At 57.8% G+C, this 22,971-nt stretch carries 20 protein-coding genes; 11 read left to right on the forward strand and 9 right to left on the reverse strand.

Annotation, left to right across the window (positions count from 1 at the left end; all coding sequences use genetic code 11):
• Nucleotides 1–11 precede the first annotated feature (11 nt).
• The 4 genes from mauD to Q1W70_RS25805 are packed head-to-tail and all read right to left on the reverse strand — an operon-like array spanning nt 12 to nt 3,076.
• Nucleotides 12–608: a methylamine dehydrogenase accessory protein MauD gene (gene mauD, locus Q1W70_RS25790; protein ID WP_166589347.1), complete on the reverse strand. Its 597-nt coding sequence runs from the start codon at nt 606–608 to the stop codon at nt 12–14.
• Nucleotides 605–1,150 carry a MauE/DoxX family redox-associated membrane protein gene (locus tag Q1W70_RS25795; RefSeq protein ID WP_166589348.1) on the reverse strand — a complete coding sequence of 182 codons (546 nt, stop codon included), beginning with the start codon at nt 1,148–1,150 and terminating at the stop codon, nt 605–607. Before Q1W70_RS25795 ends, mauD begins: the two co-directional genes overlap by 4 nt.
• The gene (locus Q1W70_RS25800) at nt 1,144–2,472 is read right to left on the reverse strand and encodes an amine dehydrogenase large subunit (protein WP_232534605.1); all 1,329 of its coding nucleotides are present in this window, start codon (nt 2,470–2,472) and stop codon (nt 1,144–1,146) included. Before Q1W70_RS25800 ends, Q1W70_RS25795 begins: the two co-directional genes overlap by 7 nt.
• Entirely contained in the window at nt 2,432–3,076 is a 645-nt protein-coding gene (locus tag Q1W70_RS25805) for a hypothetical protein (RefSeq protein ID WP_166589349.1), read from the reverse strand. The genes Q1W70_RS25800 and Q1W70_RS25805 overlap by 41 nt, the downstream gene beginning before the upstream one ends.
• Nucleotides 3,077–3,442: 366 nt before the next feature.
• On the opposite strand from Q1W70_RS25805, the gene Q1W70_RS25810 reads away from it, so the two are divergent.
• The 11 genes from Q1W70_RS25810 to Q1W70_RS25860 all read left to right on the forward strand — a co-directional run bounded on the left by Q1W70_RS25810 (nt 3,443) and on the right by Q1W70_RS25860 (nt 18,087).
• Nucleotides 3,443–4,444: a helix-turn-helix domain-containing protein gene (locus tag Q1W70_RS25810; protein WP_166589350.1), complete on the forward strand. Its 1,002-nt coding sequence runs from the start codon at nt 3,443–3,445 to the stop codon at nt 4,442–4,444.
• Nucleotides 4,445–4,817: 373 nt separating this feature from the next.
• Nucleotides 4,818–5,729 (forward strand): NmrA family NAD(P)-binding protein, encoded by a 912-nt coding sequence (locus Q1W70_RS25815; protein ID WP_302098306.1) that lies wholly within the window; start codon nt 4,818–4,820, stop codon nt 5,727–5,729.
• A gap of 88 nt (nt 5,730–5,817) precedes the next feature.
• Nucleotides 5,818–7,173, forward strand: a complete 1,356-nt coding sequence (locus Q1W70_RS25820; RefSeq protein ID WP_159996671.1) for a DUF1329 domain-containing protein — start codon at nt 5,818–5,820, stop codon at nt 7,171–7,173.
• A gap of 21 nt (nt 7,174–7,194) precedes the next feature.
• Nucleotides 7,195–9,057 (forward strand): DUF1302 domain-containing protein, encoded by a 1,863-nt coding sequence (locus Q1W70_RS25825; RefSeq protein WP_166589353.1) that lies wholly within the window; start codon nt 7,195–7,197, stop codon nt 9,055–9,057.
• A gap of 67 nt (nt 9,058–9,124) precedes the next feature.
• Nucleotides 9,125–11,485 carry an efflux RND transporter permease subunit gene (locus Q1W70_RS25830; protein ID WP_302098307.1) on the forward strand — a complete coding sequence of 787 codons (2,361 nt, stop codon included), beginning with the start codon at nt 9,125–9,127 and terminating at the stop codon, nt 11,483–11,485.
• A 14-nt stretch (nt 11,486–11,499) separates the two neighbouring features.
• Nucleotides 11,500–12,471 carry a WD40/YVTN/BNR-like repeat-containing protein gene (locus Q1W70_RS25835; protein WP_166589355.1) on the forward strand — a complete coding sequence of 324 codons (972 nt, stop codon included), beginning with the start codon at nt 11,500–11,502 and terminating at the stop codon, nt 12,469–12,471.
• Between the two features lie 119 nt (nt 12,472–12,590).
• Nucleotides 12,591–13,346: an SDR family NAD(P)-dependent oxidoreductase gene (locus Q1W70_RS25840; protein WP_265537605.1), complete on the forward strand. Its 756-nt coding sequence runs from the start codon at nt 12,591–12,593 to the stop codon at nt 13,344–13,346.
• A 599-nt stretch (nt 13,347–13,945) separates the two neighbouring features.
• The gene (locus tag Q1W70_RS25845) at nt 13,946–14,155 is read left to right on the forward strand and encodes a hypothetical protein (protein ID WP_302098308.1); all 210 of its coding nucleotides are present in this window, start codon (nt 13,946–13,948) and stop codon (nt 14,153–14,155) included.
• 1,356 nt (nt 14,156–15,511) lie between these two features.
• Nucleotides 15,512–16,444 carry a universal stress protein gene (locus Q1W70_RS25850; RefSeq protein ID WP_302098309.1) on the forward strand — a complete coding sequence of 311 codons (933 nt, stop codon included), beginning with the start codon at nt 15,512–15,514 and terminating at the stop codon, nt 16,442–16,444.
• A gap of 795 nt (nt 16,445–17,239) precedes the next feature.
• On the forward strand, nt 17,240–17,686 hold the full coding sequence (locus Q1W70_RS25855) for an IS66 family transposase (protein ID WP_302098912.1): 447 nt from the start codon (nt 17,240–17,242) through the stop codon (nt 17,684–17,686).
• Nucleotides 17,687–17,733: 47 nt separating this feature from the next.
• Nucleotides 17,734–18,087, forward strand: a complete 354-nt coding sequence (locus tag Q1W70_RS25860) for a gamma-glutamylcyclotransferase family protein (RefSeq protein WP_198849503.1) — start codon at nt 17,734–17,736, stop codon at nt 18,085–18,087.
• A gap of 136 nt (nt 18,088–18,223) precedes the next feature.
• Here the strand turns inward: Q1W70_RS25860 and Q1W70_RS25865 are convergent, their stop codons facing one another.
• From Q1W70_RS25865 to Q1W70_RS25885, 5 genes are all read right to left on the reverse strand, one after another.
• Nucleotides 18,224–19,018: a DNA adenine methylase gene (locus tag Q1W70_RS25865; RefSeq protein WP_302098313.1), complete on the reverse strand. Its 795-nt coding sequence runs from the start codon at nt 19,016–19,018 to the stop codon at nt 18,224–18,226.
• Between the two features lie 149 nt (nt 19,019–19,167).
• On the reverse strand, nt 19,168–19,638 hold the full coding sequence (locus tag Q1W70_RS25870; protein WP_302098314.1) for a DUF1353 domain-containing protein: 471 nt from the start codon (nt 19,636–19,638) through the stop codon (nt 19,168–19,170).
• 10 nt (nt 19,639–19,648) lie between these two features.
• Entirely contained in the window at nt 19,649–20,158 is a 510-nt protein-coding gene (locus Q1W70_RS25875; protein WP_302098316.1) for a glycoside hydrolase family 24 protein, read from the reverse strand.
• A gap of 99 nt (nt 20,159–20,257) precedes the next feature.
• The gene (locus Q1W70_RS25880) at nt 20,258–20,992 is read right to left on the reverse strand and encodes a hypothetical protein (protein WP_302098318.1); all 735 of its coding nucleotides are present in this window, start codon (nt 20,990–20,992) and stop codon (nt 20,258–20,260) included.
• 15 nt (nt 20,993–21,007) lie between these two features.
• A complete protein-coding gene (locus Q1W70_RS25885) occupies nt 21,008–22,921 on the reverse strand; it encodes a hypothetical protein (protein ID WP_302098319.1) in 1,914 nt (637 codons plus the stop codon).
• Nucleotides 22,922–22,971 lie beyond the last annotated feature (50 nt).

Below are 22,971 nucleotides of genomic sequence, written 5' to 3' on the forward strand. Positions count from 1 at the left end.
TGCCTGGCAACTCAGCCATGTGCCGCATGAAATTGTTGAACCGTGGCGTAGCCGAGGCTTTTCGCCTCGAACAGGCTGTCCAGATGTTCGCGGGTATTGATCAGGCCGTGTGCGGTCACCTTGCCCTGGGCATCAATCAACACCCCATAGGGCAGCTTGGCGATCTGGTAAGCCATGCCAACCTCGGGAGAGAGCAAATACGGAAACTCATTCAGCCCTTCACGCCGAATGAAGGACAACTGTTCGGCTTCGTCACCATCACTGGCCAGGATCACGCGTAGCCAGGCTCGCTCCTTTACCTGGGCCGACTTGAGCACCGGCAGCAAGGTCTTGCACACCGGGCACGTCGGCGAAAGGAAGAACAGCAGTGTGGAGAGTCCGCCAGCATCGACGCCAGCCAGGCTCAATGCACCGCCGGTCAGGCTCGGCAGATTGAAGACTGGCGCCTCATCCCCGACCTTGATCACCTTGCCCAGCGACAGCGCCCCTACCGGGCGGATGCGTTCGTGCAGCAGACCAATTTGCCGGGTCAGGGCCAGCACCGCCACCAACAAACCGATGATGGCCAACCAGGAAAGGCTAATGGCAACAACCAGTGCTTCGATCATAGGGAGAGTTCTCGGGCAGAGTTTTGGTTGGCAATCAGGGTATTGGCCAGAACGTAGAAGGCACTGCCGCTAAGCACCACGCAGCCAATCACCAGCCAATCGTAGAAAACCAGGGTGCGGCCGCTTGGCGGCAGCAGCAGATTCAGGGTGAGGAGCATGAGAATCAGGTTGCGCCATACCAATGGCCAACTGACTACCTGGCGGCGGGCGCCTGCCTGGCATCCGCAGTCGGCAATGCGCCGGCCCTGCAACAGGCTCAGCGCCATTGCAAGCGCATAGGTCAGCAACAACGCCGCCGCGGGCCACACAACGAAGGGCTGCCGGAAAGCCAACAACCCGCCGGCGGTGACTATCTCAAGCCAAGGCAACAGCAAGGCGACAGGACGAACCAGCCCTTGCGCCAGCACGTCATAGCTCTGCAACACCGCCGTGAACCCATGCCTGTCGCGTAATTTGTGCCAGCCCGCAGCCCCCAGCAGCAGGGCCATGCCGACACTGATGGCGGTCAACCAGACCGGTTCGCCAAGCAGGTCGATCACCATGGCAGCACCATGTTCAGGTATCCATAAGGCAGCCCGGTAATGGTGCGCAGGTGCGCGCCGCTCTCGACATCGTAAAGATTGATGTCCTGCTGCAGACGACGCAGCACACCATCCTGGCCCTCGGTTAAATAAATCCAGGCACTGGCCAGCCAGGGCATCTGCAGCACCCAGTCCACGCTGTAAAGACGTGGCTGGACGCCGGGACTGACGCCGATAGAGATGCTCTGCTCAGCCAGTTTGATGGTCTGGATTTTTTTGCCCTGGTTCGCATCGAAGACCCAGACTTCGGTGCCCGGCTCCTGGAAGGTGTCTGGCCCGCCTTGGTGCATCAACACGAACAATCGGCCGCTCGCTGCATGTACGGCGGTGTGCTGAATGCCGCTCATGCGCCAGTCGTCCTTTCGCTCATCCCCGCTAAGCAACGACCACTGCCGGGACACGCGCAACTGATCCGGGCCCATCTGAATGGCATACACCTGACTTTCGCGAGAAACGAAATACCAGGTGTCACCTATCCGCGAAGCCGCAGTCGACAGCAGGTCCTTGAGCGGATCGAATAACGGTTTGCTGCGCTGCTGGATCAGTACCTGACCTTGTTCTCCCAGGCGCAGGTGAAGAAATCCGCCGTCGCCGCAGATGGCATAGAAGTCACGCTTGCCGGCCGGATAGATCGAGGCGCAGCCGGGTGTCTCCACCTCGCTGACAAAACGATCGGCATCCAGATCGACGATACTGATGGACTGCGCCGGGGTAAAATTGAGCACCAGGAGAAAACGCTCGTCGTCCGACAACACACTCAAACCCGTATTGCCCAGGGCGTTGATGCGCTTGGACGGAATCGGGATTTCCCGTTTGGGCGCGAGGGTCTGTGGGTCATAGACCGTCACCATATCGCTGCGGGTGCCACGGGTGCCGCGGCTGAAATAGGTTTCGACGGAAAACAACTCATTACGTGACTGTGCAGGCAGCAGGCTGTTGAACCAGAAGCCGGTATCAAGCTGGCCCAGCATCTTGCCGCTGTCATCGAACAAAAAGGCTCGACCATCGAGCTGCGTCGGCGCTCGATTGCCCCATACCCAGAACCAATGCTGACCGTCATGGGCTGCCAGCGTTTCGACCCTGGCCTGCTCCACCGGGATATCAGCCAGTGCCAAGGGCAGTTGCAGCGAAGTGCCCAGCATGAAATAGCACGCTAAACGTTTGAACATATCGACATTACCTACCCATAAGCTATTGAAGTTGGCTTCGATCGGGGTTTTCTCACTGTGTATGACGGTGGGTCTATGCCATTCCCTTCTTGCGCGCCAGGGCGCGATACACATAGAAAATCTCTGTAAAAATCAACGACCAGGCAAGGGTTTCAATCACCCACTTATTGAAAAACACCGCGGTGTCTTCATTGGGCAGAACCATGAAGTCCTGGATAGCGGCGACAAACAGATTCAGGACGATAAGTACGACCATCAACCAGCCGTGCAAGATCAGCTTGTATTTAAATGCCTGCTGTACGATACAACCGCAGAAGATTAAAAAGAGTACGGCTGCCAACATCGAGGCGACCGGTAATGCCGCCCGCATGAAGTCCAGCGTTTCAAAGCCATAACTGAGAACAAGCGCGACGACAAAAACCAGAATTTCCTTACCTTTGGACAATTCAAAGTTATGCGTCACTTTCATTAATCCGATGGCACCAATAACGGTAACACCAAATAATTTTGAAAACGTATCCAGGTAATGCCAGACATAGGCGGAAAACTCAAAGACACCGGCCTTATCTAAAATCACGTTGGTTGCAGACACGGCCAGAAAGAACCACTCGTAGCCCAACATATCGTTTTTCAACTTGAGAAAGCGGTATCCGTAATAAAACCCGACCCACACCAGGGACGAAACAGCCGTGTAAATCATCATATCTCTGCTAGACATTGCCGCTGTCCTTTTTGTTTTTTCGGGGAGTACTTTGATTACCCACCGCCACTGCAGCCTATGGGCTGGCTCAAGCAGCGCCAGCGCAGGTCATTGGCCAGATCGGCCAACGGGAATAACCTGATGGCCGTAGTGTCAGATCAACACCCAGCCAGGTGTTACCCAATATCCGCATTGAGTAAATTGCGTTTATTGGCTAACGCTGGCACTGCCAATCGCTTAGGCTGCGCGAGACCGATCGTCAGTGCACTTTCAGCACGATGGGCGATTACAGGAGTAGTGGTGATACGCGCCGCATGGGATAAAGGCGCCTAGTGCTCGGCGGAGTAACCGCCAGGAATCATATGTTGTCCAAGGAGATTGCCAGTGAATACCAGCGGCGGCCTTTACTCCCCTACTCCATTGATCGCGACTGATCCCGTCGTCGTCAGCGTTGCAGAACTGCATGACGTTGATGACTATGGCGCGACCCTGCCTGGCTGGTCCAGTGAGGTCCAGCAGTTGAGCAACGGCTTCTTTGCCGGGCGCTGCAGCCTGGTGAGCTTTGCCGGCATGCAACTGTTTCGCGAAATCACCTCCCAGCGCATGTGCGTTAAGTTCGCCACCAAAGCTAATTCGCGCTCCATTGCCCTGCCGCTGTCGTTGTCCCAACCTGCCCTGTTCAGTGGCACCGAAGTCAATCACCGGGAAATCGTCTGCTTTACCGAGGATGAAACCTTTACCTACTACACAGCACATTCAAGCGACTTGCTGACCCTGAGCTTCGATACTGACGTCTTCACTGCCTATGTCGATCAAATCAAAGATGCCGATGTCGCTCGCAGCCTTGATAAAACGGCCTTTCTAAAAGTCATGCCAGATCAGGCGGCTCAGCTGCAAACATTCCTGCAAACCGTGCTGACCGTTTTGCTGAACAATCCTGGCGCCTTGCAGTACCAGCATGCACAGGACTCGCTGACCGAATCGATTTACACACAGGTGCTCAAGCTGCTCGGCAACGGCGACAAACTGTGCGCATTCGCCATGCCCAAACATCGCTATGCCCTGGTTGCGCGAGCGCGTGAATATCTGTTTCACGATCCCCAGGGTGAGAGCTTCACCATTGCCAGGCTTTGTCACTACCTGGGAGTTGGCTCACGCACGCTGGAATATGCATTCCAGGACGTCCTGGGCATGACCGCAGTGGCTTACTTACGCGCATTGCGACTCAACTATGTGCGGCAGGACATCAAGTCTGGCGGCCCACAGAGTTCCGTGCTGGATATTGCTGCGCGCTGGGGTTTTTGGCATCCGTCGCATTTCAGCGCAGATTACAAGCGCCTGTTCGGCGATCTGCCATCCGAGACGCGCCGACGTTATGCCAGTTAACGTGATGTTGTTCCTGACTAACCAGCCCGCTATTCCAGCGCACTAACCTTTCGCCCAGTAATGCCCCTTTCGAATACATAGCTATTTATCAATGAAGATGAGCGCTGGAGCACTCACTGGCCGGCGCTAATTCTGCACGCGCGCAACACGTGTCGCCGAAACATCGGTTAAGTGCGCCCGGCAATAATTCAAACATCGTAAACACTGCGATTTTTGGCTAACGCCTGCGCCACAACCACACAAATAATCGAACCAACGCGTTGCAATGCGCATTGAGACTTGATGCACCACTACAACTTGCGCGGGCGTCAGTGGTCATTCCATCGTTACCGGCAAGGCTGAATATTTAATCAATCATCAGGACTTATTGACTGTGAACAAAACAAGCAGAGTGCTCATTCTGGGTGCCACGGGAAATATTGGTGGACTGACCGCTCAAGCGCTGGCGGTAAAATACCCATCTATAAACTTACGTCTGACCAGCAGCCGCGACGCCGGCTGCGATTTACTGCGTGCCCTGCATCCACAGGCTCAAGTACTTAAGGCCGACTGGTACGACCCCGGTAGTCTGCCCGCCGCCTTTACCGACGTAGACAAGGTGTTTATTGTCTCGCCGGATTTTTACACCGACGAAAATATTGTCACCCCCAACCTGATTAACGCCATTCAGGAAGCCGGCTGTGTTGCCCAGGTACTGCGCTTGATCTCCCTCCCGCCAGGGCTGACGGCTGATCAATTGGAGCCGGACATCCTGGCCACCCGATGTGGGGCCAACCTCTCGGTTGTCGCCAAACCACTGTTTAATGCCAGTGGCTTACCCATGACCTACCTCAATGTTGCCAGTTGGCTGATGTTCAATGTGCCCTGGTTCCTGGCTGCCGAGATTAAACAACACCGGCGCCTGGCCATGCCGCAGGCCACCCATGCATCACGCCTGTGGTTGTCTGAGTGCGACGTTGCCGCAGCCGCCGCCAGGATCCTCGCAAGCGATGCCGCTCTCCATGTGGGTCACGAGTATCTGCTTACCGGCACTGAGCGCATCGACTTTACCCAGCTCGCCGAGCTACTGGGCGAAGTGATCGGTGAGCCGGTCACGATGGTGGACGATGACCAGCCCCTGCGCACCGCCACCGGAGAGGCCTTCGATTTGCTCATGACCTACTTCCGGCATGAAACCCGCGATTACCTCGACATTCCTGTCACCGACAGCTTTGCGCAGTTGACCGGTCGACCTCCCATGGCCTTGCGCGACTATCTGATAGCCAATCGAACCCTGTTTATCTGATTCACTGGCGCCGCTGGAAAGCTGTGCGAACGCCGCCCAGCCCTGCGCTCCGACCTCTAACAATAATAGGAGACACCTCGTGAATAGCATGTTCAAACGGACTTTGCTGTTTAGCGCCCTGCTTGCATGCTGGGGCCTGAGCACGGCACAGGCGGCCACTTCAGCTGAACTGGAACAACTCGGCAAAAAACTCACCCCCTTCGGCGCGGAGCGGGCTGGCACCGTGGATGGCAGCATCCCGGCCTGGGAGGGAGGCCTGGCCCGTGCCCCGGCTGGCTGGGAGCCCGGCCATGGTGACCCCTATGGGGCTGACAAGGTGCTTTTCAGCGTCAATGCACAGAATCTCGCTCAACATCAGGCAAAGTTGCCCGCCGGACAGATTGAACTGATCAAGGCCTATCCCGGCTACCGCGTGGACGTTTATCCGACCCATCGCAGTTGCACCTTCCCGGACGCCGTGGCGCAGCGCACCAAACAATTCGCCGCACAGAGCAAGGTTGGCGCTGACGGTTGGCAGTTGGAAGCCGCGGCCGGCGAAGCGATTCCGTTTCCGCTACCGGCCAGCGGTGTCGAGGCGATGTGGAACTACAAATTGCGCTACATCGCCAAGGGTCGGCAATTCGATGCCGCGTTTCTGATGCGGGACAAAGGGGGGACGCTGACACAGGTCGAGCAAAAATCCTACGAGTTCTACCCCTATAACGACCCGGCCGTAAAAGCCCCGGCAGATACCGGCAATATCGAAGCCAAGCTGATGTATGACCTGCTTTCACCCTCGTCCCGGGCGGGCGAGATGTACCTGGTGCATGCACAATTGGATAAGCCGCAGGATGCCTGGATCTACTTCCCTGGCCAACGCCGCGTGCGGCGTGCCCCCTCCTTTGCCTACGACAACCCGATTGCTGGCTCCGACAGCCTCTACTACGTTGACCAGATCAATATGTACACCGGTGCGCTCGATCGCTACGACTACAAGCTGGTCGGCAAAAAGGAAATGATTGTTGCGTACAACTCTTACAAATTGGTCGATAAGTCGAACCGCTATGAGCAGTTGATCGGTCAGGACTACCTCAATCGTGACGTGCAGCGTTACGAGCAGCACCGGGTCTGGGTGGTGGAGGCAACGGTGAAAGCTGACAAGCGTCACTCCCTGGCCAAGCGGGTGTTCTACTTCGACGAGGACAGCTGGGCATTGCTGCATGTCGATATGTTCGACGCCAAGGGCAACCTTTGGCGTGCCCAGGAAGGCAGCGTCTGGGCCAATCCACAGATCCAGGCATGCACCTCCATCGAGTACGTCAGCTATGACCTGATTGCCCGTCGCTACATCGCCGACGGCTTTACCCAGGAAGGCAAGGTGCTCGACCTGACCGCAGGCCTCGAAGGACGGGTCAACGACAAGATGTTCAACTCCGACGAACTGCGTCGCCGCGGCGAACGTTAAGTCCGACCTGAGGAAAAGCTCATGCATAACAAAAATAAAGGCGCGGCCCTTGCCGCGCCGGGCTTCCCGCGTGTCAAAAACAACCTGACCCTGCTGATGATGGCGGCCTGCAGCCTGGTCTGGAGCGCGCCGAGCCATGCGTTTCGCTTCGGCTCGGACGCGGGGATATCCGGCAGCCTGGATTCGAGTCTGTCCTATGGCTTCGCTCAGCGCCTGGAGCCGCAGGACTGCCATATCCTCGGCGGCGACAGCGGTGGCTGTAACAACGGCACCCAGACTCAGACCGGGCGCTTCTACAATCTGAGCAAAGGGAATGGCTACGCCAACGCCGATATCAGCTACAGCAATGCTGACGATGGCAACCTCAACTACAACAAGCACGATGTCTTCTCGCACGTGATCAAGGGCAACCATGAGTTGAGCCTGAAACTCGGTGAGGGTTGGAGCGCACTCGGCCGGGTCGCCTGGGCGAAAGACTTCAAGATGGATGACACCCGAAATACCGAACTGGATGACGACGCCAAGCGGGAAGCCACCGAGCGCCTGGAGCTGCTCGACCTCTGGGTGGCGAAGAGTTTCGACCTGGGTGAGATGCCAGCCAAGGTCAAGGTCGGCAACCAGGTGATCAGCTGGGGCGAGGAAATCTTCGTGACCGGTGGCATCAACCAGATCAACGCCATCAACCTTGCGAACTACCACACCCCCGGCACCCAATTGAAGGAGGTGTTCATCCCGGCACCTATGGCTTCGTTCAACCTCGGGCTGAGCGAGACCCTCAGCGTTGAGGCCTACTACCAGTTCAAGTGGAACGCCTATGGCATCGACCCGGTGGGCACCTACTACTCGGGGAGCGATGTGGTGGGTGAAGGCAATCTGCCGATCTACCTCTCGACCAGCTTCGTCAACAATATCTTCAGCCCCTTGCTTGGCCTGACCTGCGCCGACCTGACGCCCACTGGACGCTGTGGCGCGCCAAACATCAGCGGCCTGAGCGACGAGCAGATGTTCGCCACGGGACTGGCGATTCCCTACGCCGGCAAGCGTGAAGCGAAAAACAGTGGTCAGTACGGCATCGCCCTGCGTTGGACGGCGGAAGAGATCGAGACCGAGTTCGGCGTGTTTTACCAGCGTTACCATGACAAGTTGCCCTTCGTCGGCTACACGGCCACCCGCTCCCCCGATACCCTGCTGGTCGACAACTACTTCATCAACTATGGCGAAGACAAGAATCTGTTCGGCCTGTCGATGAACACCATGGTCGGACCGGTGGCGGTCGGCGCGGAGCTGTCCTACCGGCCCAACGACAGCGTCAGCATCGACCCCCTAGTGCCCTTTGGCGCGGCCTTCACCGGCCGGTTCAATGAATTCAGCGTGTACGACAACGGCGTCAGCAAGGGCTATGTCGAAGAGAAGAAATGGCAGGCACATGTGAATGCCGTCTACAGCTTCTCGGCCAGCGACCCGCTGGGCTTCATTCCCAGGAGCCTGGGCGCCTCCGATGGCTTCCTGCTGACCGAGGCGGTCGTCACCCATTATCCGGATCTGGATACCTCGGGCGAGACGCCGTACCTCCTCCCGGACTATTCGCTGCCGGACAAAACCTCCTGGGGATACGTCGCCGAGATGGGCATCAACTACCCGAATGCGTTCGGTAGCGGTATCACCCTCACGCCGCAGCTGGACTTCTACCACGACGTCAATGGCACCACGCCGAACGCATCGCCGTTCGTCGAGGGCCGCAAGTCGCTGACCAGCGCCTTGCTGTTCAACTACCGCGACCGTTGGAAGGGTGGCCTGCAGTGGGTGCAGTACTGGGGCGGCGGCGACAACAACCTGATGACTGACCGCGATTTCATCAGCGGCAACATTTCCTACTCGTTCTGACCGCCGGCGCAAGGCGGGCCAGTCCCGCCCTGCTCCGTTCGCTTGGTAATTTCAGGAAGGCGTAACCATGCTGACTTCCCTGGTGCTCGGCCTCGAGCGCTTCTTCTTCCGTCATCGTCTTGCCACCCTCGGCGTGCTGGCCCTGGTTACCCTGGTGATGGCTGGCTTCGCCGCGCAACTGCGCATGTCTGCCGGCTTCGACAAGCAGCTGCCGCAGCAACACGAGTTCATCAAGACCTTCAACCAGTACCGCGACGTGCTGTTCGGCGCCAATCGCATCATCGTGGTGCTGCACGCCAAGCACGGCGATATCTGGAACAAGGAGGCACTGACCAAGCTCAACGACCTGACCCAGACCCTGTTCTTCATGCCCGGCATCGACCGCCGCACGGTGACCTCGCTGTGGACCCCGAACACCCGCGCGGTACAGATTACCGAAGAGGGCATGAAGGCCGAGGATGTGGTGGGGGGCGACGTCACCGTTGCCACCCTGAACGACCAGGCCATAGCCGGCATTCGTGAGCGCACCCTGATCGGCGGCTTCGTCGGTAGCCTGGTGGCCAACGACTACTCCGGGGCCATGGTGTTGGCCGAGCTGGCCGATCCTGACCCACAGACCGGCCAACGCCTGAACTACCTTGAGTTCAGCCAGCGCCTGGAGGACGAAGTGCGGGCCAAGTACGGCGACGACCAATACGAGGTGCAGATCATCGGTTTCGCCAAGCAGATGGGCGACATCGGCGCTGGCGCCACGTCGGTGATGGGTTTCTTCGCCCTGGCGTTCCTGCTCACCGTACTGGCAGTCTATTGGTACACCCGCTCCTGGGCGTTGACCTTCCTGCCGCTGTGCTGTTCGCTGGTGTCAGTGGTCTGGCAGTTCGGCACCATCACGCTGCTCGGCTTCGGCCTCGACCCGCTGGCGATCCTGGTGCCTTTCCTGGTGTTCGCCATCGGCGTGTCCCATGGCGTGCAGCAGGTCAACTTCATTTCCAAGGAAGTCTGCGCCGGCGCCGATGGCATGACCGCCGCGCGCCGCAGCTTCTCCGGATTGCTGATTCCCGGCACGCTGGCGCTGATCACCGCGTTCGTCGGCTTCGCTACGCTGGTGCTGGTGCCAATCCCAATGATTCGCGAGCTGGCGATCACCGCCTCGGTTGGGGTGGCCTACAAGATAGTCACCAACCTGATCATGCTGCCGGTGCTGGCCAGCTATTTCCGCTTCGATCAGGCCTATGTGACACGCGTCGATCGACTTCGCCGCGGGCGTGACGGCGCCATGCTCAAGCTCGGGCGCATAGCCGAGACGCGTAATGCGGCAATCGGAGCGGTGCTGTGTCTGGTGCTGCTGGTCGCCGCCGTGTGGCAGAGTCAGGGTCGGCATGTTGGCCATGTCCTGCCGGGCGCGCCGGAGCTGCATATCGACTCGCGCTACAACAAAGACGTGGAAAGCGTCGTCAGCCATTTCGGTCTCGGCCTGGATCTCTTCACCGTCGCGGTGGAAACGCCGCAGAACAGCTGCTATCAGCACGAGGTGATGGCCTACATCGACCGCCTGACCTGGTACCTGGCCAATGTGCCGGGTGTGCTCTCGGCGCAGTCGTTGCCTGTACTGACCAAGCTCACGGCCTCCGGAGTCAACGAGGGCAATCCGAAATGGGTGGCACTACCGGCGGATGAGCTGTCACTCGGTGAGGCGGTGCGCCAGGTACCCGAGGGACTGCGGCTGTACAACGCCGACTGCAACTTGCTGCCGATCAACCTGTATCTGGCCGACCACAAGGCCAGCACCCTGAAAACCGTGGTGGAGGCCGTGCAGCAATACCGCGCCGAGCACCCAATGGTGGGGGTGAACGTGCGCCTCGCCAGTGGCAATGCCGGGGTGCAGGCGGCCACCAACGAGATCGTCGAAAGCTCCGAGCTGCCGATGATGCTCTACGTCTACCTGACCATCGTGCTGCTGGTCTTTCTGGTTTACCGCGACTGGCGAGCGATGGTCGCCTGCTGCCTGCCGCTGACCTTGGCCACCTTTCTCGGTTACTGCTTCATGAAGGCGCTGGATATTGGCCTGACTGTCGCCACTTTGCCGGTGATGGTGCTCGCGGTCGGCATCGGCGTGGATTACGCCTTCTACATCTATAACCGTCTGCAGTTGCACCTGGCCGAGGGGCTGGACATCGCCAGCGCCTTCAAGCTGGCGCTGCGCGAGGTCGGCGTGGCGACCATCTTCACGGCCATCACCCTGTCCATCGGTGTGGCTACCTGGTCGTTCTCGGCGCTGAAGTTCCAGGCTGACATGGGGCTACTGCTGACCTTCATGTTCATGGTCAACATGCTGATGGCGATCACCCTGTTACCGGCCATCGCAGTGATGCTGGATGTGCTGATTCCGCGTCGGGGGCCAGTTTGCGCGCCTCTGGTTGCGCACTGATTGGAGGACACGAAATGCCCAAGAGAGACTTCACTCCCGTGCGTTTGCTGCTGGTTTGCGCCTTGCTGGCAGGCGCCAACATGGTCCTCTACAGCCATGCCGCTGAACGGACTCCCGCCATGCGCCAGACCCAAGCACAACACGCCCCGCTGGTGGCGGTGAGCCAGGCCGGTGAGCGCCTAGTCGCGGTGGGCGATTATGGCGTCGTGGCGCTCTCCGAGGGGGGGCAGGACTGGCGGCAAGCCAGGGCGGTTCCTGTCGATACGCTGTTGACTGCGGTTAGTTTCGCCGACGCGCAAAATGGTTGGGCGGTCGGTCATGGCGGCGTGCTGTTGCACACCCGCGATGCTGGCGAGAGCTGGACTCTGCAGCAGCGCCTGGAAGGCAACCCCGTACTGCTTTCCGTCTGGTTCGAGAACACCCGCCACGGCATAGTCACCGGTGCCTATGGCTACGCCAGCGAAACCCAGGACGGTGGCCAGAGCTGGCAACGCCTGAGCCTGGGAGCGAACGATGATGACTATCACCTCAATCACATCTTCTGCGCACCGGATGGCAGCCTGTTCATCGCCGCGGAGGGCGGCAACGCCTACCGCTCGCGCGACAACGGTGTGACATGGGAGGCGTTGGATACCGGCGTCAGTGGCTCGTTATGGAGCGGCATCACATTGCGCGACGGCCGCGTACTACTGGCTGGCATGAGCGGGCGCGTGCTGCTCAGCGAAGACCGCGGCGATTCCTGGCGCGAGCTGGACAGCGGCAGCCAGGAGGCGATCACCGCCGTGACCCAGTTGGCCGATGGCCGCGTGGTGGTGGTTGGCAATGGTGGGCTGGTCAGCGTCGCAGATGCTGACCTGAAGCATTTCAGTACCGCGATTCGTGAAGACCGCTTGAACCTTTCTGCGCTGCTGGCTGTGGATGACGATCAATTGACATTGTTCAGTCAACAGGGTGTGTTGCATCAGCGGCTGTCATCGCGGCAATGAGTTGCTCAGGCCGACCCAGTAAGGACAGCAGTCGACTCAAAGCAGCCCTTCGAGAAGGGCTGCTTTCTACCTATTCTGTTGAAAAATTCGATCTGCCCAAACGGCCTGATCATTGACTGGTGAAAACGCCTTTTTTGTACGACTTCAACAACCGCGTCCTCCTGCTGACTGGCGCCAACGGTGGTATTGGCCGTGAAGTGGCGAAACTGTTCTATCAGTACGGCGCCTCGCTGGTTCTCACCGACCTGGACGGCGACGGGCTGGTGGCATTCGCACAGCAACTTGATCCCAGCGGCGAGCGCATCGCCACCTTGCGAATGAACGCGGCCGACCCCGATGACTCGAGCACGGCCGTGCAGCTGGCCGTCGAGCGCTTCAGTGGCATTGACTTCCTGGTGCCGTCGGCCGGCCTGTACCAGTCACAGCCGATTCGCGAAATGACCGATGAACAATGGCGCCAGACCCTGGGCATCAACCTCGACGGCGTATTTTACCTGTGTCGCCGGGCGATCCCGGCATTGCGCAGCAACAGCGCAATCGTCAACCTGACCTCAGTGGCCGCACACCGCGGCGCGTTTTCCAACGCCCACTACGGCACCTCCAAGGGCGGACTACTGAGCCTGACCCGCGCCCTGGCTCGGGAGTTGGGGCCGCAGACCCGGGTAAACGCGGTGTCTCCCGGGATCATCGAAACCCCGATGACCCAGCACCTGATCCCGACTCGCGGCAACGATTCGCTGGAGCAGACGCCGCTCAAACGCCTGGGTCACCCGAGCGAAATCGCCTCGGTGATCGCCTTTCTGTGCAGCAATGGCTCAAGCTTCATGACCGGCGAAGTACTGCACGTGAACGGGGGGCTGTACATCGCCGGATGAACCATACGCTCCTCGTTTTTTGAACGTTGAGCGTTCAAGGGAGTCGAGCACGCGACTGCGAAGTGAGCGCGCCCTTCAGGGGCGCAGCTTCATGGGGCCAGAGGCAGCACTTAGGCGCTCGCTACCTGCAAAGCGCTACGCACCTTGCCTGGATTGCTGCCGGTGATGCGCCGAAACCAATGACCAAAAGAATCCCCCGAAACAAATCCCAGGTGCTGCGCCAGGGTCTCGTTGGAGTGCTGAACGCATACCTAAATCGTGGGGCTGTGCAGGAAAATACGGGGATATTCAGACACAAAAAACCGGCTATAGAGCCGGTTTCTCTAGGCCTCAGCTGTTTACGGGAACATCTGAAACCATACTATTGGTGCCCCGAGCCGGAATCTAATTGAGGCCTAAAACACTATATTTTGTTGGAAAAATCGATGAACAGTAAAACTCGATGTACTAGCTGCTGTACTATTTAGACGCTGCTGGGTTGCTGAGCGCGGCATCTTTGGATGACTTTATCATCCTCTTCGACGTCCTGCAGACCAACCTAAACCCCCTTGATGCAGGATTTGCTGATGCTACGCTGCAAACTCCACGGAGGATTCGCGATGCCAAATTCAGACCTACTCCCTTCCCTGCTGTTCAAGATCAACGAGAACCAACTCGCCCTCGAGGCGGCCATCATGGAGTTATCGAACTGGGTGGAGGCCCGCGGATCGGCAGACGTCGCCGAAAACGTCCGCGGCGCCCTGGACACGATCGACCGTAACGAAGAGTTCATCAAGCTGACACTGGCCGTGCTCATGACACCCAAATGACGCGATGTGAGTGCTCAAGGATCGTTCAAGATCGAGTTTGATCCAGCTACGATTGTTCGGCGGCATCAGGGAACCCTAGTGATGGACAATCTGTTGCGTCGACCGGTTGAATCCACAGCCAGTAGCTGCCTCTCGCTATTGGCAGCTATGTGTCGCAACCTGAAATTGTTGTCACTGAAAATGATCGCGACAGCTCGATGAGTTCTCTTGAGGGGGGATTGAAATAGGTAGCAGCAATACATGATGTGTCTATTCCCCTGGTCTGAATTGCCTGAGCTGATACTCAAGGGAGTCAAAAAGTTGAAGCATCTCATCACCCGTGACATCCAGGCCGCACTCGAAACACTTCCATCTAAATAAATCTTTAAAGGAGACGAACCGATGCACGGCAGGCTGAAGATCAGCGCCGCAATTTGGACATGGCAGCGTACACGGGTTCACTTCTAGCATTACAGCCACCACTCTCTGGTTAGCTTGAGATACTAGACGATATCTTGAGCCTCTAACTTTGAGAAAAATCAACAAGCTGTCGCATCCGGTTACGGAGGGCAGGACCTGACTGCCCCACATTTTTATTTTCACCCGTGTCGGCAACACCTTCACCAACCCAGATCAATCCTTACAGCGGCTTCTAGCCGTTTCCTGCCCTCCGCGTCGGGCAGGAAACGGCCAAAAACTGTCGATCAGACAAGCTCAAGTTGTGCTTATACCGGACCGGCATCAGCCGTCCAGCCAGCGAGAACAGCAGATTGTCGTCAGATCGAATAGGGTTGGTACAGAGGGCTCTTAGGTGAAAATCTACTAACTCAACCGAACAACTAACTAAGCTTTAAGCAAAATAGCCGTCATACTTACAAACCGAGTTGAGAGGGCAGAATCGCCCACAATGGATCAACTCGATTTATTCCACCAAGGCAGGAGGTATTCCTCTGCGCGTAATAAATGCGCAGAGGAATAGGTGCAGGCTTGGAATTGAACGCGGTCACGTTCACGCGCTTCTTTCCAGTAGCGCAACCATCAGGAAGAACGCAGTTTAGTCGGTACTAAGTGTATCGGTCGCGTTACAAAACAATATAGATGCAATGGTAGAACAGCGCCAGTGCTTATCTTACACAGTTGCATGAGCGAGCAGCAGCCGGGCCGGCAATGACTGCCAGCTCGAACCGAGCGTCAACAATCGAACTGGGCAGGCAGGAATTCGATTTTAGCTGTCGCGTGCATGATGTCGGTAAGTGAGCTTCCGGTTGACAGGCGGATAAGAGGTGACCGAACGCGTACATCTCCGAGGAGGCATAGGCCTAGAACGCCCGAGCCACCGCCCCAAAAAAAACTGTACTCACGCACAGGAAGACGCTCATGCACACCATTCGCAACACCTTGGTGGTGGTGGATTCGAAGCAGTCCAACGACCTGACGTTGAACAGAGCCAAAATGATTGCCAGCGCTACCCAATCGCACCTACACCTGCTGGCCTGCGACAAGGGACAGCAGCACAGCTCCTACTTGAACGACATGCAAGGCATCCTGGCAGAAGAGGGGTATAGCGTCAGCACCCAGCAGGCCTGGCATGGGAGTTCACATAAGACCATCATCACCGCCCAGCAAGCGGAGGGCTGCGGCCTGGTGATCAAGCAGCACCTGCCCGACACCCCGCTGATGAAGGCCCTGCTCACCCCAGAGGACTGGAAGTTACTGCGATACTGCCCCAGCCCGGTGCTTATCGTGAAATCACCAAAGCCCTGGGTAGGTGGCACCATCCTTGCGGCGATAGATGCCGGCAGCAATGATATGGAACATCGCGTCCTGCATTCCGGCATCGTCAGCCACGGCTATGACATCGCCACACTGGCAGGTGGCACGCTGCACATGTTGAGCGCACATCCCTATCCCATGCTGTCGGCGGCCGACTCCATATTCCAACTCAAAGAAAGCATTCAGGGGCTGTATCGCGAACTGTGCAAGACACTCCAGGCCGAATTCGACGTCAGCGACGACCGCCTGCATATCGAAGAAGGTCCTGCCGATATGCTGATCCCGCACATCGCGCACAAGCTCGAAGCAGTGCTCACAGTGATCGGCAACGTGGCGCGCACCGGATTGTCCGGCGCATTGATCGGCAACACCGCCGAGATGATTCTGGACACTCTGGACAGCGACGTACTGGTGCTCAAACCGGACGACGTCATCAACCATCTGGAGGAACTGGCTTCCCCATCACACGGTGCACTGGCAGATACAGCGACATCCTCTTGGCCCTACAGCCACAACAACCATCGGCCACATACTTAGGCGCTAGTCCAACGCACCGGCCGACTACCTGCCTTGGCGTGGCAAGGCAGGCCTGTTGGATGAATTGCCACAGGTTTCGTTGGGACTTGTGTTTTTCGGGCTTTTGGGTCGAATGAAGCCCTTCGCGAGAGGCAGAAAACGGCCGATTCTGTTGAAAAAGTCGGTACTTCCAGACTGCCCACGTACTGACTGCTCAACATGCCTTTTTGCGCGTCGCTATGCGAAATCTGAGCCGCGAATCCTCTGCTCAACGTGAAGATTTCAATCTCAAGCGCATACTTCTCTACCGTGGAAACCATGGCCGACTTTTTCAACAGAATCGACCCAAAGCAGACGGTGGCGACAGGAAGAGTTCGGCCAGAAGACAGCACCGCGATCGAAGGTTGGAAACAAATGGCCATGCCATGGAGCACAAATGACCAAGGCGCTCGGCTCCTTCATTGAGCGTGGCTGCGTGCAGCTTCGGCGCTAAGTCTCATTTCTTCTATCGCATTCTTCTTGGGCTTCGCTACGACTCACGTAGCACTCTGGAAGTCTTTCGCCTTGATGCCTATCAAGGATGAGATATCCGCGAGCTACGCGATTCATCGAAAGTGCGCTAGCGCGGACTTGCCCGTGTTCCATTGGTCTTGCGTTTACCACGATGAATCGATCGGACATTTTGCACCCCCTCTTACGTACGACCTATAGGTTTAGCGGGGGCACGTCAGTATTTCAAGTCCTAGGAAAGCCATGATAACCACACGTAAACAGTCTCGGGATTGATTTGAGTTCTCAAACGGCAGCTTTTGGCCGATTTCTGCCAGTAACGACGGACAGCAGGCAACCTCGTCTGTAAGCGTCCGGCGAACTCACCTAATCAATACGCTGCATGACTGGATGTTGGCCCAGCGCGACTTGGTGCCCAACGGATCGGCCACGGCCAAAGCCCTAGATTACAGCCTGAAACGCTGGGTAGCGCTGACGCGCTACCTGGACGATAGGGCTGTGCCCACCGACAACAATCAGGTGGAAAACCAGATCCGACCTTGTGCACTTGGTCGTTCAAACTGGTTGTTTGCCGGGTCGCTGCGCAGCGGCAAGCGGGCGGCGGCGATCATGAGTTTGATCCAGTCAGCTCGCATGAATGGGCATGATCCGTATGCGTATTTGAAGGACGTTCTGACTCGTTTGCCAACACATCGTGCGACTGATATAAGCCTGCTTCTGCCGCACCGCTGGACGCCGGATTTAGCTTCCTAACCAAGCTAAAGTTTTGCCTTTGTGATGGATAACTTAAAGGAAGGAATATGACGTTGCATCAGGATTTTAAAGTTTTGCTTTTTTCTTATGGCACCTTGCAGGACAAGGCCGTTCAGGTAGCCAACTTTGGCCGAGAGCTAGTTGGGCAGCCTGATCACATGGCCGGCTACAAAGAGTCCTACGTTGAAATTACTGATCCAGAGGTGCTTGCCACTAGCGGGAAAACACACCATCCGATTGTCATCCCTAGTGCAAACCCTGAGGAAACTGTTTCAGGCATGGTCTTCCAGATCACCCCACAAGAGCTACGTGCAGCGGATGCCTACGAGGTTTCCGACTACAAGCGTGTTGCAGTGGGGCTTGTCTCCGGGTTGACGGCATGGGTGTATGTAAAAGCCTAACAAATTCAAGAAATTCGTTGGCCATAGTGAGCCCAGCATTCCCGGTGAACTCAACCGCTTAAGCAGTCGGTACCAACCACCGGAATGCTGGGATTTGCAATGTGTTGTCTCGGAACGCTTACCCTAGTCTGTCATCTCAAAATAGTCCTCCCAACGCCGCTGGCTCCCAGTTCATGATCACCAGTTCACCAGTGACCTCGGCCTTACCCTGCCGCTGGTTAGTCGTGGTGTAGCGAATATCCAGCGTCTCGAAATGAAAGCCCTCAAACACCCGTCGGATGTCCGGGTGGTCGTTAATGCTGACCATCACCCTACCCTTGCAACGGCGCATGAAGTCGGTCATGCGTTCGTAGTTTTCAAACGGAAAGTCGACGCCATACCCTGCGGTCTGCCAGTAAGGCGGGTCCATATAATGGAAGGTATGCGCTCGATCGTAGCGCTCGGCGCATTCCAGCCAGGGCAGGTTTTCGACGTAGGTACCGGACAGGCGTTGCCAAGCGGCCGAGAGGTTTTCCTCGATGCGCAGCAGGTTGATCGACGGAGTGGTGGTAGCGGTACCGAAGGTCTGCCCGGAGACCTTGCCCGCGAAAGCATGGTGCTGCAGGTAGAAAAATCGGGCGGCGCGCTGGATGTCGGTGAGGGTTTCAGGGCGGGTCATCTTCTGCCACTCGAACACCTGGCGCGAACTCAGCGCCCATTTGAACTGGCGCACAAACTCCTCGAGGTGGTTTTGTACAACGCGATACAGCGTCACCAGGTCGCCATTGATGTCGTTAAGGACTTCGACAGGTGCCGCCTGGGGCCGCATGAAGTACAGCGCGGCACCGCCGGCAAAGACTTCGACGTAGCATTCGTGTGGTGGAAAAAGAGGTATCAGGCGGTCGGCCAGGCGGCGTTTACCGCCCATCCAAGGAATGATGGGATTCGACATAAATTGCAAGACCTTTACTGTATGGATAAACAGGTACTAGGCTCGCTCCGCTTTGTGCACGAAGCAGGAGCCTTGGCTGGACTTGCAGGGACAGTCTGCAGGGACAGTGGTCGACTTGGATGTTGACGCATCCATTTCGGCCGCTCTTTTCACTTCTGTTCAGGCGGCCAGGCCGCCTCAATCTTTCGCTTCAATGGGATGGTCGAAGGCTTTTCAACGCGAGCAAGCTTTCGATACGCACTGACGCCCCGGTAGATCACCCAACGCTTCCATTTGGGTACGCCGAGCACGCCCATCGATTCATAGAAAATCTCATCGCAGCGTTCACGCGTGATGCTCACCAACTCGCCTGCGACCACGATCGCCAGGTATTCGCACAGCAGGTCGTGCACAACGGCCGCCTGGCCATAGCTACCCCATGGCGGGATCAGGTTCCACAGCAACTGCGGCACGCTGGCCCCATCGGTGAGATAGCCCGCCGGCACAGTGACCCATTGCTCGCTGTACTTTTCGCCCAGGTAGTAGCGGAACGGCGTGATGACTCGCCAGTGATCGGCACCGAGGATCTTGCTTGCGTGCGCGTCGTAACGGATATCCAGCGGGGCGGTAAATGACTCCATGGCTACCTCCCTAGGACAGCGTCCCGCCGGCCAGCCGGAACTGCTTGATCAAATCCTCGAGCCGGTGCTCGCGCTGGTCATACCCTGCCCCGGGCAAGCTGGCCCAGATGTTCCGGCACTTCTTGATTGCGGTTTCGATCCGGCCGGCATGCACGTCGGGCAGCGCCCGACACTCGCGGATGTGCTGCAGGGCCAGCAGATCCTGGCTGATCGGGCTGAAGTCCGGCAGCTTGAGCACCGCCCGATAATGTGGCCAGTCCTTGAGCATCTGCTGGTAGCGGCCGGAGGCGTTCGAGGTCAGGCCCTTGCTGTTGATGACCTTGGACCTCCGCCCCCTAGCAAAGGGGTGATCGCTGAAGTCCTTGAACACCTCGGGCTTCCCGTCGATGCCGGTGACGATCACGTCGTAGCCATTCATGGCCGTGGCCGGCGATGTGCCGGTACCCTCTGCCCAAGCCAGCATATCGAGGAAGGCGAGTGCGTTGCGGCTCCCTGCCCTGCTCTCTGAAAGTCTTGCCATCACTTTTCTCCAAGCCAAAAAAAACCGCACTCGGCGGGCTATCAAATTTCGGGCACAAAAAAACCGCTCAAGGCGGCCGCGTTGAAACGGGGCGTTGGTTCAGACAATGATGCCCTTGCGTGCCGCGTAGGCACGGAGGTCGGCGACGGTCTTCGCCAACTCGTCGGCGGTCAGTGCCACGCTGTGATGCTGGAACACGGCAACATCGTTCACCCCGTTGTGTGAACTCAGGTAGCCCGAGCCAATTCGAATGGTTCGTGGCGCTAGACGACGAGGGACAAGCTGCGTGTTGGTGTTGGTCAGGTTCGCAGTGTGCGACTTGGTCGTAACACCAGCTGCCGAGATGGTGACCGAATACAGGCCAAATGCCGCCAGATTGACCGGGGTGATAGAGGTCACGACGTTGCTGTTACCGGCTTCGTCTACACCAAAGCCAGCCGTACCAGAGAGGCGATCACCCATAACGATCGGGCAATACATGCTGACGCCACTCAGGGCTCCGCTTAGGTATGAACCGCAAAACATGGCAATCCCCGCTGGGTTTGCCGGGTCGGAGACTTGCCGGGCAATAACCAGCATGGTCAGCTCGGTGGTTTCCGGGATCTGCGTCTGAATGTAGTTCGTGGCTCCTTTCAGGCTGACATATCCAGGGAAGGGTGCTGGATTGCCAACAATGCTGCCTTGCAACTTACCCGGGGCGTAGTTGCGGGCGCACTTCTCCAGCGAGGTATTCAGAAAAAAAATCCCTTCCAGGCCGCGTCGAACCGGGGCGGCATACTCGGTTGCGTATTGTTCGGCATCAACGCCTTTGGCTACTACTTGAACACCACTCATCAATAAATCCTCTTTTTAGAAACCAGCCTTGCGGTCGTACTGAAACATCACGCAAGGATTGTGAAGGGCAAAGGTGTTGCCCAGGGGCGATACCGCGGTGTCGTAAAGGCCGTGAGTGTCACGCAAGTTTCCCCGCGCACCGGATACAGGACCGGAATGTGCCGCGTCGCCAGGACGGCCTCGCGCATAACTCAACATCGCATCGGCGGCGGCCGGTCGTGACAATGCGAGACGAACTGAACCTGGCGCATTGATGGTCACGCCAGCGATCAGGTCTGGTACCACGACCCCACCCTCTCGAATGTCAAAGCCAAAGTTCGGCGTGAGCGCGGCCAACTCAGCGTCCAGCACCAACTCACCGCGCGGAACGTGGAACTGAATGTCGACGTGCTCATCACTCCAATCCACGGCGGTGGGCTCCAGAGGGCGCCACTTGCCACCGCGCCGAATCATGGTTTCGTAAATCGCACGGCTCTTGTACTCGCCCAACAACCAGCTCGCTTCATTGGTCAAGTGCAGGTTGTCCGACGCTACCGGGAACATGTAGACCGGAACGGCAAGGACCACGTCATCACGCTGGCGACTGATGCGCCACTGGGTCAGGGCGATCGGCATATCATCGCGGCTGTAGCGACGGTGAGCGCCCACCTGGTACGAGAACAGGTAAGGGCGAAACTTCTGCTCGGTAATCCCAACGATTTTTTCCGTCAGCGTGTCGAACAGGTACAGCTGATATTGCATGTACTGGTAAGGCGAGTCGTCGAACTGAGCGCTGATGTAGTTGCTTTCTCCCTGCGTCCAGGAATAGGCCCAGACGGAGTACGACTTGCCCTCAAGGTCGGCCAAGCGCTTGCAGTCGGCGATGCTCTGCACCATGTTTTCGAAGTCGTTGCTGATACCCATCGGCAGCGGCGACAGCTGCTCCACCGATCGACCGGAGCGGCCAGGCGACATGCCAGCCATAACCCAGCGATCTACAGCCTCACCTGCCGCCACTGCGCGGCGAGTGACACCGTTGCAAATGCCGGTCACAGGCGTTTCACCTTCGCTGGTACCGGTGCTTTCAACCAGAGGAGCAAAAGCAGACGGATCGTACGTCCCCTCCCCCGCGCGCACCTTGACGCCGCTTGCCAGCATGACGTTTTGAAAAGGCTGAGTCAGGGAGATAGCCGGCAGCGCCTGGACGCCTCTAGCCAGCGATTGACCGTACTCAATGATTTGCTTGATGTCGGTCCTCAGCTGCTGATCGAGCAACGCGAACGGCGGCAATGCGTGCGCCGCTGGCCCTGACGACGGACCAAAAAACGCCCTGGCGCTGTTGAGTCCACCGATCACAAAACCATGGCCGTCAACAAACTCGATCCCAGGGTGCTCAGTAGGTTTGGTGAACAGGCCGTTGACACCTCCCCCGGCGGCGCCCAATCGAGCGATCATGAACCCGTTTGAGTCCGTGAGCTCCATGCCGTCACCCGCATTGCGCAGCTTCGCGCCCAGCATATCCAGCGCGCCATCTGCCATGAGCTTCAACAGGGTGAAGCGGTTGGCATCCAGGAATGAGCAGGCGACGGTACCATCCCCACCACTGTTAAAGTCGATCAGTTCGCGCATTGCCGTCAGTGCAGTAGCGTTCGGGTATGTGTCGAGTTCTTGGGGCACCCCTGCCTCATTACGATAGACCGTCACATACTCGTCGGCGGCACTGGAGAGGACACTGAAATTCGTTCCCGGTGCGGTTCTAGTCAACCCCTGCTCTACGGTCGTGTAGGGCATCGCCCCGCCCAGCAGCGTTGCCAGGTTGGTCATAACCATAGCGAGGGTCGGCCTCATCACGCCGCCAACGTCCATCATTTTGATTTGCTCGGACAGCAGCAGTTCGTTCGCTGTATCGATTGTCACGGCAAGCCGGGCGAGATCCGATGGTCCGCTCATATTTACTCCAGGCGAAAAAAAGCCCACTCAGTGGTGGGCTGTAGAATTGA

This window comes from Pseudomonas kielensis (assembly GCF_030505375.1).
Classification (GTDB): Bacteria; Pseudomonadota; Gammaproteobacteria; order Pseudomonadales; family Pseudomonadaceae; genus Aquipseudomonas; species Aquipseudomonas kielensis.